At 53.4% G+C, this 13,801-nt stretch carries 10 protein-coding genes; 7 read left to right on the top strand and 3 right to left on the bottom strand.

What is annotated here, in order from left to right:
• The first annotated feature begins 127 nt into the window (after positions 1-127).
• The 4 genes from QVF59_RS14830 to QVF59_RS14815 all read left to right on the top strand — a co-directional run bounded on the left by QVF59_RS14830 (position 128) and on the right by QVF59_RS14815 (position 6,626).
• Positions 128-1,291, top strand: coding sequence for an ABC-three component system protein (locus QVF59_RS14830; RefSeq protein WP_287880947.1), 1,164 nt, complete (start codon positions 128-130; stop codon positions 1,289-1,291).
• Positions 1,288-1,797 carry a three component ABC system middle component gene (locus QVF59_RS14825; protein ID WP_287880945.1) on the top strand — a complete coding sequence of 170 codons (510 nt, stop codon included), beginning with the start codon at positions 1,288-1,290 and terminating at the stop codon, positions 1,795-1,797. Before QVF59_RS14830 ends, QVF59_RS14825 begins: the two co-directional genes overlap by 4 nt.
• Positions 1,798-1,856: 59 nt before the next feature.
• The gene (locus QVF59_RS14820) at positions 1,857-3,752 is read left to right on the top strand and encodes a DUF3732 domain-containing protein (protein WP_287880943.1); all 1,896 of its coding nucleotides are present in this window, start codon (positions 1,857-1,859) and stop codon (positions 3,750-3,752) included.
• A gap of 81 nt (positions 3,753-3,833) precedes the next feature.
• Positions 3,834-6,626: an ATP-binding protein gene (locus QVF59_RS14815; protein ID WP_287880942.1), complete on the top strand. Its 2,793-nt coding sequence runs from the start codon at positions 3,834-3,836 to the stop codon at positions 6,624-6,626.
• A 17-nt stretch (positions 6,627-6,643) separates the two neighbouring features.
• Here QVF59_RS14815 and QVF59_RS14810 read toward each other — a convergent pair whose 3' ends face one another.
• Both QVF59_RS14810 and QVF59_RS14805 read right to left on the bottom strand, forming a co-directional pair.
• Complete coding sequence (locus QVF59_RS14810) at positions 6,644-7,099, bottom strand: hypothetical protein (RefSeq protein ID WP_287880940.1); 456 nt, start codon at positions 7,097-7,099, stop codon at positions 6,644-6,646.
• A gap of 251 nt (positions 7,100-7,350) precedes the next feature.
• Positions 7,351-7,707, bottom strand: coding sequence for a helix-turn-helix domain-containing protein (locus QVF59_RS14805; protein ID WP_159876097.1), 357 nt, complete (start codon positions 7,705-7,707; stop codon positions 7,351-7,353).
• 791 nt (positions 7,708-8,498) lie between these two features.
• On the opposite strand from QVF59_RS14805, the gene QVF59_RS14800 reads away from it, so the two are divergent.
• Both QVF59_RS14800 and QVF59_RS14795 read left to right on the top strand, forming a co-directional pair.
• A complete protein-coding gene (locus QVF59_RS14800; protein ID WP_287880938.1) occupies positions 8,499-9,452 on the top strand; it encodes a hypothetical protein in 954 nt (317 codons plus the stop codon).
• Between the two features lie 86 nt (positions 9,453-9,538).
• A complete protein-coding gene (locus QVF59_RS14795) occupies positions 9,539-10,270 on the top strand; it encodes a type IV toxin-antitoxin system AbiEi family antitoxin domain-containing protein (protein WP_353851345.1) in 732 nt (243 codons plus the stop codon).
• 501 nt (positions 10,271-10,771) lie between these two features.
• Here QVF59_RS14795 and QVF59_RS14790 read toward each other — a convergent pair.
• Positions 10,772-11,497 carry a hypothetical protein gene (locus tag QVF59_RS14790; protein ID WP_287880937.1) on the bottom strand — a complete coding sequence of 242 codons (726 nt, stop codon included), beginning with the start codon at positions 11,495-11,497 and terminating at the stop codon, positions 10,772-10,774.
• Positions 11,498-13,306: 1,809 nt separating this feature from the next.
• On the opposite strand from QVF59_RS14790, the gene QVF59_RS14785 reads away from it, so the two are divergent.
• A complete protein-coding gene (locus tag QVF59_RS14785; RefSeq protein WP_287880935.1) occupies positions 13,307-13,762 on the top strand; it encodes a hypothetical protein in 456 nt (151 codons plus the stop codon).
• Positions 13,763-13,801: the final 39 nt, after the last annotated feature.

The following is a 13,801-nucleotide window of genomic DNA, read 5'->3' as shown; positions in this document are numbered from 1 at the left end:
GTTATGCGTAACAATGCCTGCAGCGCGGCCCTCGGCCGGACTGCGACGACACTCAGGGAACGTCATGGAGTTTACGAATTGCCAATGGGCAGTCGCCCATAGCCAAGCGGACTTGGAGTAGCAGTGCATGACAGCATTAGTCAAACACAGCGCGCCCGGTCCCTATCTGGGCTTCTCGTTGCAGCCGGTCCGGCTTTGCTACCACCTCCTCAGCAGCCCGTCGGATTCGAGCGTTTCCTTAGAGCTTCTGGATGATGTCGCTATCCACTACGCTAACGGTAATGTCCTATTGGAGCAATGCAAGAGCGCTCTGTCACACAATGCCCTCTCTGATTGGTCCGAGGACCTTTGGAAGACCATTGCGAACTGGCTTGCCGCAGTTGAGTCCCAGAAGGTTGATGGGCGCAAAGCGATGTTTTGCCTGTATGTGACACCACCGAAGTCTGGCAAGGTGAGCTCGGCCATTCATGACGCAACGTCTGCGGACGCCGTAAACCTGCTGCTCCAACAGATCAAGGGCAAGCTCAGTAAAAAGGCTGCACCGCCCAAGTGCATGCCGCACGTACAGAAATTTCTTGATGTGACGGCCGCACTTCGCAACCAAGTCATTTGTAAGACCTCGGTTTTCAGCCGGGATGTCGATCCGATACAACCGCTGCGGACTTTGCTGGCACCCACGGTCCCGGATGGCTCAATTGACGTTATCTGCGAAGCCGCCATCGGGATGGCGCAGGCGAGGGCAGACCGCCTCATCCGCGATGGCATGCCCGCTCTGATAGGCGTTGCAGAGTTTCGGAAGAGCTTTCATGCATTCGTTCAGCAGAACAACATGCCTGGCTATCTGGCTTCGCTAACCGCGGCTCCAACGACGGCTGACACCAAGGCGGTACTCACGAGCCGACCTATGTTCGTGCAGCAACTGCAGTTGATCGAAGCCTCGGAGGCGCAGCAACTTCGGGCGGCAAGTGATCTCATGCGAACATCTGGCGACAAGGTGAAGTGGGCAGCAGCAGGATTCATCTATGACGACACTTTCAAAGATTGGGAAGACTCGCTGCTGCGTCGGCACGACGCGTTCGCTGGTGAGGTCAAGGACCTCCATTCGGACAAGCCGGAAGTCGTGCAAGGGCGACTCATCTACGGTCGATGTTCGGTTTTGGAGGTGCCTATAGGTAGCCGCACGGTTCCGAACTACTTCACCCATGGAGCATTCAACGATCTGGCGGACAGGCAAGAACTTGGCTGGCATCCGGAATACAAAGCCCTTCTAGATGAGGAGGGCAAAGCATGAGTGAGGTCGTTCAGTCGCGCCGTCTTAGCGAAGCTGTGCTCGTTCAGAACGAAGCGCTGGGTGCCTACGCGCTGTGGAGGTTCGGTCTTGGATACCAAGATCGTGATGGCCACGCAGCGGCACTTCCCCTTGCGTTCCTTGTCCTCCCGCTGATCCTGCACGGCCCAACCTTGGCGATGGTGCTGGGCACCCATAAAGCATCGGGGCTACACCTGTTCGCCGGCAAGCTTGGGGATAAGCGCGAAGACCTTCTAGCAATTCATGGTCGGACGTTGGCGCTAAGACGGTTGACCCTGGAGTCGCTTGTGCGCGCGGAGCAGTCCGGTCTCATTCGGATTGAGCCGACGATGGCTACTATCTGGTCAATTAGCCCATACGAGGACTTAGGCATGCCAGCACTGCCCGAGCGGATTCGACAATTTGGGCCCGCTTGCGAAAGGATCGGCTACTGGTTTGCGGGCCTCACCGATCAGCAGGTAGTGCACACGCTCAGAGTGGAGTTCTGATGTACTTTCAACTACGGCAAGTCATCTTGTGGCCACGACGCGGCGGGGAGCCGCGGGTCGTGAAGTTTGAGCCCGGTGTGGTCAACGTCATCAGCGGGGCGTCGAAGACAGGCAAATCGTCGGTCATACCGATCATTGACTACTGCTTGGGATCAGAAAAGTGTGCTATTCCAGTAGGCGTGATTCGTGACAGTTGTTCCTGGTTTGGTGTGCTGGTGGATACCATTGAGGGGCAGAAGCTGATTGCCCGCAGAGAGCCCGGTGACTTGAAGGCTTCCGGCGACATGCTGCTCTTGGAGGGGCCAGAAATCGAGCCGCCTCCCGTGATCCAAGAGAAGAACCAGACGGTTGACTTCGTCAAGGCGGTCCTGAATCGACTTTCCGGTCTCTCGAACCTGCAGTTCGAGCCAGGGAGCGATGACAGGTTCAAGTCCCGGCCAAGCTTTCGCGATCTGATGGCCTTCCTTTTTCAGCCTCAGAACATCGTTGCAAACCCCGATGTCATGTTCTTCAAGGCTGACACCACGGAGCATCGGGAAAAGCTCAAGACTATCTTCCCCTACGTGCTTGGTGCCATCAGCCCAGAGCTTCTGCAAGCACGTCACGAGTTGGAGCGCATCTCACGGCTGCTGCGCCGAAAGGAAGGCGAACTGAAGGCCCGGCATGCTTCTGGAGTGTCCTGGCAGCGAGAGAGCTTCGCTTGGGTACACTTGGCAATTGAGTACGGATTGCTGCCGGCCGATACGGTGGTGCCGAACGACTGGTCCTCGACCGTGGACCTACTTCGAGCTGCAATGCAAAGCGACGCTCGCGATGCTACACCGACACTGGCGTCTATGGACGTCATCATGGCGAGGCTCAGCGAACTGCGAGTAGCCGAGTCCAAGCTTGGAATGGACCTCAGCCAGTCACGCAACCGGCTGCACGAGCTGCGGCGCCTGGATGAGAGCAGCGACACATTCCGAGATGGCCTCCACATCCAACGTGATCGGTTGGGATTGTCGAGATGGATTCGAGAGCTGGCCACTGAACGCCCAGCGGCGGTGCTTGAGCCCAGTGATGCTGGACGAGCTCGGATTGATCAACTCTGCGAGGCACTTGAAGGTATAGAACTTCGACTGCGGTCGCACCCGGGAATTACTGAATCCCTAGGAAGAGAAACGCTCCGTCAGCGCGAAGCAGTGGAAACCATACTTGCCGATCTCGCGGCAGTGCGCCAAGAAATACGAACACTGGAAGGTCAATCGGAAGAAGCGCGCAAGGTAACCACTCGTGGTGAGGAGATTTCGCACTTTCAAGGCCGACTGCAGGAAGCCCTGAGATTGTATCAAGCGGCAGACACTTCCTCGACGCTGAACGAAGAGATTTCTGCGTTGAAAGTGCAAGTTGCCGATCTGAACAAGCTGATATCTGAACACGAAATAAGCCGAAAAACGCAAAATGCCCTTGATTCGATCCAGTCCATTTCTTCACGCCTAGTTCCAGAGCTTGACGGAGAGTGGCCGGATGCACCCATTCGTTTGAATATCCAAGACCTCACGGTGAAAGTTATTCGTGGTACGCGCGATGATTTCCTTTGGGAGATTGGTAGCGGTGCGAATTGGCTTGCATATCACGTGGCGCTCACCCTTGCCCTGCAAGGCTACTTTCTTAGCAAGCCAAATCATCCAGTGCCGGGATTACTAATCTACGATCAACCCAGCCAAGTCTACTTTCCAGCCCGGAGAGCAGGAAAGGCATTGGAAGAGGACCTAGATCCGGAATGGAACAATGAGGATGTAGTTGCGGTGCGAAAGGTATTCGCACTTTTCGACTACATCATCACACGGACTACGGGCAGGCTGCAGATCATCGTACTGGACCACGCTGATGAAGAGGTCTGGGGAGAACTGGTCAACGTCCATCACGTTGAAGAGTGGCGTGGAAAAGGCCTCGTTCCGGCTGAATGGAACTAGACTCTTGGAATCATTGTGGTGTCAACATGCGTATCGCCGCCATCGCGATCATCGAGGCATTGCCCACCAATCAGGACGCCGATGAAAGTTCAGTCTATGGCTAGCACAGAGCAGATCGAAAGCTTCAATCTGGATAGCCGCCAACTTGCCCGGATCGAATCCGTTCATCGTGGCTTCCTCTACCAACATTTCTATGCGTTGGCCTGTCTGTTTCGGGCCGCCAACGCCGGCGTGACTCACGTCGTCGTCGAGAACGACGAAGACGTGGAACTGGTGCTCCCGGACAAACGCATCTACGTGCAGATCAAGACCCGCAGCTCGCATCTGATTTTCAGTGACATCAGCGGCGCTCTTTCGCGGTTCGATGCGATCAAAACCGAACATAAGGACGGCCGCAGGAGCGGCACGGCCGAATTCGCGATCGTTTCGAACAGTCCGCCAGGTCCGGAACTATCTGAACGGCTCAGGAGCGATGCTTGGCCGTCTGGTGTCACGTTGTTTTGGCCCGGCAAAATACCCACGGTAGAGCAATCGCTTCCCGCACCATGGGGTAATGTCTCCGACGGCTTTGTGGCCTGCTGCGCCGCAGCCAATACGTTGCTTTTTTCGATCTTGGCGCCGGAGACGCTGGTCTGGAAGCTCGCGGGCCGAATCATGGCCGCCGCTGCAGGTATCGAGCCGAACGCCAATCACACCTTCGTCGTGCAGGATCTACCAGCACTCTTCGAGCAGTTGGTAATACAACTGCAGGACTTTCCGGCACCGCCCCTTAGATACCGGCCTCAGGAAAAGGAGCCGCTGCTCGTCACGACGCATCGAGTGCGACTGGTCACCGGCTTCTCGGGAGCCGGCAAAACCTCTTGGGTCTCCCAGACGGCCCTGCACACGAGTGATAGGCTGGCCTATTACGACGTGGCGGACATCTCCGGACCGGCCCTAGCCAGCGCTGTCGCCCGCGAACTCGCGGCACGCTTGTTTGGGAAGACCAGCGGCAAGCTTGGTGAAATCCTGTTGCCCGGCGCCACCGGGACGGAAATTCTCTTCGCAATCGGGCGCCACCTTGCGGAAAGCAATCTCACTGCGACCCTAGTGCTGGATAACGCGCACCGCGTACCAGCAGCCGACCTGGTCGTGCTGATTGAGGCGTCACCTCATTTGCATTTCGTTTTGCTGGCACAACCGAACGCCGCAGTTGCTCGTATCGAGGCAACGCTCGGCGTTGAGGCGGAACCACTTCTTGGCTGGACCAACGAAACCGCCGCCGCAGAAGGTTCGTCCCTTGGATGTCGAGGTGACTATTCGAACTATGAGCGGCTGCTAAAGCTGACGGGTGGGTTGCCGCTCTATACGCAAAATGCGCTGAAGATCGCGGCCGATAATTACGGCGGTGAGGTCGACCGACTCTGCGCAGCTATTGAGGAACGCACGCACATCGTCGAGACCGCTCAGGAACTGATCCTCGCTGACGTATTCGACGGCTACAATGATGACGAGCGCCGTGCCGTCGCGGGGCTCAGCCTCAGCGATGTCCCTCTCAGTCAATCCGAAGCCAGCGGTGTCCTGAAGGCAACCTTCGGGCTGGAAAAACCTGCGGCAGCCGCCGCATTTCGACGATTGCGTTTGAGTGGCGCGATCCAGATCTTTGGGGCGGACCGCTTCAAGGTCCACGATGCCATGAGACCGCTGGGGCGCGGTCACCTCGATGTTTGCGGAGCTGAAGTCGCCCGGAAGGCGCACGAGGCGATCCGCGATCTCCTCATGGCCGCACTTCCCAGGGATCACGATCGTCAGCGAGTCTTCCTGCTGCTGCGGATGTTCGTTGCGCTCGGCAATATCAAGCCCCTTGTCGAAATGGCGACTGACGAAATCTTCCATGAGTTAGGCTACATGGAGGAGATTTCCGAGTACCTGAATCAGGTTGTTGAATCAGAAGAGATTCCTGCGGACGATCGGTTTTGGGCATTGGATGGGCTGGTTTTTGCTCATTTCAAAGAGGGCGATGACGCCGATATCCGCAACAAGCTCGATCGCATGGATAAGTTGGTGCATCAGAATAATCTCGGGCTATCGGAATGCCTCGCCATTGGCATGAAGCGCATGATTTTTGCCGCTCGTGCGAAAGACGTTGCCACCGTAAAGACGACGATGAACGAACTCAGTCGACTGCTGCCCCAAACGCCGCAGCACCTTCGCGTGGCAAAGTACAACTACGCGCTTGCGCTCTTCGAACTTGGGATGATGGACGACTGCATCACTGCGACGCTCGATCTGATCGTCGAGTATTACGACCTGCTTGGGCTCACACTCGCCGACGTGATGGGGAAGAATCCGGACAAGATATTCCCTCTTCTGAAAGGTGATCACAGCCATACCGACGATCTCAAGCATCTTGCGGATACTCTTGATCTGCAGGCGAAGGCGACCAAGGCCATGGGAAATCATCCCGGCCTTGCCCACGTCCATGCACTGAAATTCTACTCAATGGCGCACTCTTTAGACTCGTTCGTGAGGGTCGGTCAGGAACTGGTCGACGACTTCGTTGAGCGGCACGACTACATCGGTGCACGGGACGTCATTGAGCGAAATTTGATGCCTACCATTCTGGGCCTGAAGCTGACAGGTCGTATCATCCCCATCCGCGGTCAGTATGCTGTCGTTCTTGCCTATTGTGGGGCTTTCGAGAAAGCTGAGACCGAGATGACACGCTTGCTGCCATATGAGAATGGGCTCGATCCGCGCGGACGAAAGGAGCTACAGGATCAGCGCGCACTTATAGCTGAGTTGAAACGGAATCCACCACCACCACAGTGGCAAATGCCACAACGAATCCGCGGCGCTATGCTCTGGGATCTAGGCGATCCGCAGCAGCCATAAGCTTCATTTCTGCAGCTCTAGGAGGCAATCCAACGGCGTAAGAAGTAATCGACTTCAGACTTGCTTTTGCAATGATACGTATTGCGGATCATCTCCCTTAGCGTCTCGCCGTGCGGTCCGATGCGATCCTTTCCCTGCGCAAGGTCAACGGCGTCCAATTCCGCCTGAGTGAACCCGTCCATCGGCATGGGATTCACAGTCCAAATCTCGTTGAGGCCCGCGATGGTGCCGTTTGAGAACTCAATGTATCTCAACAGCTGTGGGAGCTTTTTCTCCAGGCCATACAGCCGAGCGGCGCCCAGCTTGGTGCTGACCCGGACATTCAAGATTGGTTTTCGCCGGTAGAAAGTGATGTCCGTTGGCTGCCCGGATATCGACAACGTTGTAAGCGTGTGAGTGAGCATTCCTTCGCGAGAGCCGAAATGCTGTTCCAAGCGGCTCATCGCCTCTTGCGGGGTAATGTCTACGCTCACGGTGATCACCTCATCAATTGTGGTGCGGCAACACTCTCGCTGCAACGCGCTTAAGATGCAAGTAGCTTAGGAAGTCTGCGCACAAACAGACCGCGAAGCAACCGTATTGAACGCCTGCCGTAGATACCATTGCCATTGCTCGCGTCACCTCAACCCAACGTTGGGCCAGGTCGCCGAGAAGGGGCTTTAAAGCAGTGGCTGGGGTCACCGGCCAAGTGTTCAGCTAAGCCGTCGGTACTCTTGCACGGCTGTTACTGCCTATGTTGCAAAGCCAACTTGGCACACATTTCTTCGACCCAGCGGCGTACCCAAGCCCTATCTTCCCCGCTTAGTTCATTTAACTTTTCTACTAAGTCCTGCGCCTGATCGACGGACCTTCCAGAGCTAGAGCGGATCAAGCTAGTAATGGGCACAGCTAGGACATCAGCAATACGCATTAAGCGCGACAAGGAAGGTAACGTTACTCCTCGCTCGAGCCGGCTGATGCTCTCTTGTTCGACACCGATGACATCAGCCAACTTCTCTTGCGTCAGTCCTTTTGCACGCCTTGCATCTGCAATTGCTCGCCCTAGGCTTCTGGCAAATTCCTTCTCATTCTGTTCAGTCACTGAAACGACGCCTGATGTCTGTTAACCACAGGAATGGTGGTCTTGTTAGCGTCTTCTGGTAACATCTTCATTTGTGGCATTGCCACAAATTACGTTCTATTTATTGTGCGGCGCATCGTGAGAATGGCGTTGTGCCGCAATTTGAAGGAATTACTGATGTTGTTAACCACGCCCGGTTGGGCAGAGGAGCAGCCCACGCGGCGACGGCTGGTTCAACCCTACCTGCCCTGGCGCTGTGTTGGGATTTCCTCTGAGTCGCCCTGTTTCTTGGTCGAGTGTCGTCACGATCCGCGCGAGGAACGGGATTTGCTGAGTAGCTTCATGGTGCCGTCGCCCGAACATCTGTTAGAGATAGTCGGCCAATTGTGTAGCGGAGCCTACCGAGTGTATCGGCTGCACATGTCAGGTGGTGACGACGAGGTCAGTCGGCTTGAACTGATCCATTCCATCAGAAGTTACCGTGTTAACGGAGTGACTTGGTTCTGCCATATAGGGGTTGACGGAGTGGCTCAACCTTGCCTGCCATGGCAACCCAGACCGGATGCCCGTGCCAAGTGGTTTACCGAATGGACTTGTGAACCGGTTCTTGATGCTTCCGTTGCCTATGACAACCGTCCCATGTGTTCCTCTGCCAGCCCTGAGCCCTGATGTTCGCTTGTACTGCGGGGCGTGCTTACCAAAATCGATCTATCGAAATGGCTGCGTGCACCTACAGGGCAAAGACAAGAAGTAGCGCTGCTGATCAAGAGCCGGCAGCCCCTTTTCCTTGATTGTTGATTCAGGAGTTTCTCATGAGTCTGATTGCCAATACTTTCCGTATGGCGCTGTGTGGTGCGTTGACCGCCACGGTTCAAGCAGCTGAACTCCCATGGTGCATGTTGCCGACACCTGATTGGGTTGTCCTGGCATATGAAAACGAAGGGAAACAGCCCCAGGGTGTAAAGCAAATGGTCGAAACGTTGTACGAAACAGGCTTCAAGCCAAATGTCGGCCAAGTGGGGAAGAAGAAAAAAGTTTGGCAGGACAAGTACGACTTTGACGCGCATGGCCGACTCGTGCGTCGGAGCCGTGCTGGTGATCAACCAGACCAGTTTGACTACGACACATCAGGGCGTCTGACCATCTATCTAAACCGGCCCGTGACCTATCAGGATGATTACCACTACACAATCACCGGTGGGGATCAGCTGGATTCTGAAGCCGTAACGGTGACTCAGCTTGACGATGGGACGTGGCAGAAAACCTCGATCACTACCGCTGTTTATGACCCGAGTCGTCGTTATAAGGTTGGTGAGCGAGAAATAGCGAGGTATGGGCGTGACTGTCAGTTGCAGACTCGCCAATGGGAAATGACCCCCGGGCCTGGCGGCGGCCCGCTGCAAATCGAGAGCGCAACAGGGCGGTATGCATTGAATCGGCGCCTGAAAATGCGCTCGACTTGGCTACGCACACCGCTGTCCGATGGCAATTGGCAACAGAGTACTTTCACTGAAGTGTTTATCGACGGTCAATGGCAGCGTTGGGTGGCGATGCCGTCTTCGGTCAAGGAGTACACCCCACAAGGTGAAATCCGCTCCGAGCATCAGTTGGACCAGCAAGGTCAGGTTAATTTGCGCCAAGTTTACGCTTTTCTACCGGACAGCCGCGGAAACAACACGCGAAAGATCCTGGTGAAGGAATACGATGAGCGTAAAGACGGTTCCTTTGGTTCCATGGTTTGGGAACGCAAGTACATCTACTATTGATCATGCTCAGGTCGGCGTTGCGTTAAAAAATCCCCATAGATGGAAAGTTCTCCCTAGTAACATCAAGTAAATAACATCACGACAGCATGGTGAACAGGACCGTACAGCACTTGATGCAAGCTGCTCCACGTGGACAGCCGCTTGATACTGACATGTTGCGTGACTTCGGTGTCAGCCCTGCGCAGGCGACCTACATGGTGAAAGCCGGCTGGCTACAGCGGCTCTCACGTGGGGTCTATTTGCTCACAGGGGACCGTCCATCTCGGGATGGCATCATCGCCTATTTGGCCCGGCATATCCCAGGGTTGCATGCGGGTGGTAAAACAGCGTTGGACTGGCAGGGGGTGAGACATAACATCGCATTTCGCGAGCGAGTCCAACTATGGGGTCGTCAGTCCTATGACTTTCCACCCTGGGTTGCCGAGAACATGCTGTATTCCTACCAAACCACCAGGCTATTCGATGATGGTTTTCCAGATGGGCAGGGGCTCAAGCCATTGCCCAACGGAAATTCGAATGTGTTGGTCTCTGTGCCAGAGCGTGCATTACTCGAGTTGGCAAGCGATATTGGCAAAGGGCAGTCGTTGGAAGAAGCTCGCAATATCGTGATGACCTTACGCAATATCCGGCCACAGGTGCTGGATGAATTCCTATCGCATTGCCAGCGGGTTAAGGTCGTGAGGCTGGTCCGTGACCTAGGCTTATGGAGTGAATACCCGTGGGGCCAGAATCTTCAGAAGCATGTTGAACGGCTCGGTATTGGGAAGCGCTGGTCAAACAGGACTCGGGATGGAGAACGGCTTACATTAAAACCCTAGCAAAGGACACTGCTCTTGGTTTGAATCGTCTCTCCTTTCCTCGCTTAATTTTCCCAAGTTGCGGATTTCGGTCATGGTCCGCTTAGGGCGCATAATTGGAGGGGCGCATGAGGCACCCGCGCGGCAACTGCTATCTAGTACGCAATCTGGGAGATGTGCTGGCCTTGGCGCTTCGCCCCATGCTGCAGGTCAGGTGAGATTGAGGCCGCACTGGATTTCGAGTTCCTGCCGGTGGAGATCATGAGCGTGCTAGTGAAGCTAAGCCGTAATGGCGAGGGGCCGCCCAACGTGGGGGAGCGGGAGAGAGCACTGCGGAGGCTTGCAAGAGCATACAAACTTGCGGCCACTCCACTGAGCTTCTGAGGAATAAGATTCGTTACATATGGCCGACTTACTGCCAGCCACAAGGGGGTAGAGGCTGAACATCGGCCATCGCGGGCATTTTCGCTAAACTCGAAATGTCCACCAAACCCATGGCAGTCCAGACAACTAGCCTCGTTATCACTTAGATATTTCAATTGATTCCCAGGGTACGGCTCTCTTGATTTTTCCTTCCCCAATTACCTCAAAATCTGCTGTTTCAAAAACATTCCAATAAGTATTTCTAAGGTCTTCTAAACTCATGTGCTCCGTATCGCGAACCCTTCTGTAGAAATAGTTCATCATATGCCTTATGTACTCGTCGGGATAATTACTCCAGCCTTCCTTTGTAATGTGAATTGGTCTCATTTCAGTTTCGTTTTCTATTACCACGTCTCTGAAATGTGATTTTATTACACCAGTTTCAATAAAGTGTTGCGGGTGGCCGTCATACTCAACTCCCCATAACCCGATACAGGTATTTTCATCTATGCTGGAGTAAATTTTTATGGCCATATCTACGTACCAGTAATCTTGCTTGCCCTCCGCTAATATTCTTTTTGGCTTAGCAACTCTATACTGTGGATGAATGTGCACAATGTTTCCTTGTGGCGTACGACCAACTAAGATTGCTTTGTTTGGGTTGACTGTAAATGAATGAATATCAAGAGGTTTAAGGTGTTTAATAATTGCAGCAATTACCTCAACTTCCATTCTGGAGTTGTTTTGATTTCCAACCAAAGCCACTGCGGCAATAGTACCAATATCCTTGCTCAGTTTTTCTGCAAGTTTTTTCTTGTTTCCACTAAGTAAACTGGTAAACTTATTTAGAAATCGCTCCCTGAATTTGATGCTTTCTTCATTCATGGTTATAGTCGCCAAATAAATTAATTTACAATTTTTTAATTTTAAGACGGGTCCCAGCTAAAAGCACATATCCGCCAAAATCCATGCCTTACCCATCTCATTCTCGCCCGCTTGTGTGAAAACTTCGTAAGAATTATAGTCCTTCAGGGCTTTGTTGCACAAAGCTATTTGAGGTTGCTCCCCCCTCCTCAAAAAAAATCCCAGGCTGATTTATCCTATATGTACTGTCGTTGGCATCCCTAGCTGAGGGTATGTATAAATTTATGTGCTAACCGAGAACTGTGCATCGATATGTTGAAAGACGGCTTTGGTTGACGACCGGTCTCCAGTGTGATTGCCTGACGGCAGGTCGATCATTGCCGACTGTCACCCCATTTGCGCTGGGTGTCTGTTCAGGGGCACGCACCGGCTGTTGCCCTGCTCCCTGCTCCGAACGTCTGTTTTCTGAACCCAGGATGCGAACTCCCGCGCCATTCCAGACCTTCGTCATTGATCGTGTTCAACGGCAGATGGACCCGTCGCTTAGTTAGCTGCCCCACGGACAAGACTTCTCTGAAGCGGCCTGTCGCCTTATCCGCCATCTTTGTCAGCAGTGCGCCGGTTCCTTGTCATTCAGAGGCAAATTGCGCTGAACGGCAGCTATCGGCTCGGGAAATGCGTACTAACGACCAAGTGCATGGCCGTTGTGCCAAGTAGATTGAGGTCGTTACACGGATAATATCATGACGAATGGCTTGAGAAGTATGGTGTTTGGGTACGATAATGGCTGTCAGCCATATCATTTATTATATGGACTCCGGTCTTCGTATAAACACTATTAACAATTCGTTTGAGTCTACATCGCTTAGCGGTGCGGCTTAACTCTGGCGTTAGACATTTCTTCCTATGCCCATTGATTGCTACCACGGAACATCAGACACGACAGCCAGCGATCTCGTCGCAGGAAAGATTGATATCAAAGTTGGAGGAGGAGAGCTCGGGATGGGCTTTTACACAGGAGAATATCTCTGGGTGGCCAAGTCTTGGGCTGCAAATCGGCATGGACTCAATGGAGCCGTTCTCCACGTTAGAGTCAATGATAAAGACTTCTTTAACCTAGAACCACTGCTGCTTTCACGCCTTGACGCTCTGAAGCACAGGGAAGAAATCCGAGAGGCAAAAGCAACACGCACTCACACATTCAATGGAAACGTTGTTTGGTCACCAATCGTTGGCTCTACTCGAGTCGACGCTGATCAGTACAAATTTGAGAGCGCAATGGCGGAGAGTCTTCTTAACGGTCCTAATGTAAATCGGAACAAGGTTTGATGAACTCAGTTTTCTACCTTTGTCGCAGCCAGAATGACTCTGATCAATTCGTTTTCGCAAATGAATTGCCCGAGAACTATTACTCGCCAGGTCTATTTATTGTAGAGGCCGCCAATCGGCGTGGTTTGTTAGAACAAGGCTTTAATTTTCTAGCGAGGCAAGGCAAGCAGACCATAAGCCTAGAACTACGTCGTACTGAAAATGGAAGAGCCTACATTGTAGATGCAGCTCATAACGGAAAGTTCTATTTTAAGGCGATTGCATTAGATAGGAGTTCGCGATATTCAGGTCAGCGGCGAGGCCTATTTCACGATATGCCCTTGTATCGATTTGAGCCAGCCAACATGAGGCAACTTGAAAGAGCATGCATCGACCGGGACTTCTACTTCATTGGTAGTACTGGCACCGATGTCGACAATGTCTAATCACTCGCTCCACCGGATAGCCTTCGGCCTACGGTGAGCTCAAACGTTATGCGGAACGCATGGAAAGGAATGGCTGATGTTTATCCAAGGGGCACTTGCCAACATTAATCGGGAAGTCTCAACAGACGATCTCTTACGCTTTCTCTCTGTAGAGGTTCCACAAGGGATCTTCTTTAAATTTCAGCCTCCGCCGGGAACAACTGTTGCAGCGGCCATTGACTGGCGGGCGCTGCTCTACGACGCAGCGGCGGTAGCGACAATTGCGACAGCTCTTTGGAGCGCGTACGACAAATTCGTTAAACCCATACATGAAAAGGATCCTAGTTCAAGCGCCGCAATTTTCATCCAGATGAAGAACGATGCTGGTGAGAGTGACCAGTTTATGATTGGCGGCGACATTAGAGACAAAGAAGTGCTAATCCAAAGATTTCAGGAATCGACAGCTAGATTGAAGTTGAATTCTTCGGAAAGCGTCCCAGGCGAAGAGTTGGAAGAAATCAAGCGCTCAGGCTATTGGGTTAAGATTCAGTAGAACGAATAAAAGTACGGTGAACGTAACCGCATCCCCGCT

Source organism: Aquitalea sp. (assembly GCF_030150775.1).
In the GTDB taxonomy this organism is placed as follows: Bacteria; Pseudomonadota; Gammaproteobacteria; order Burkholderiales; family Chromobacteriaceae; genus Aquitalea; species Aquitalea denitrificans.
This window is presented reverse-complemented; position numbering and strand designations above follow the sequence as displayed.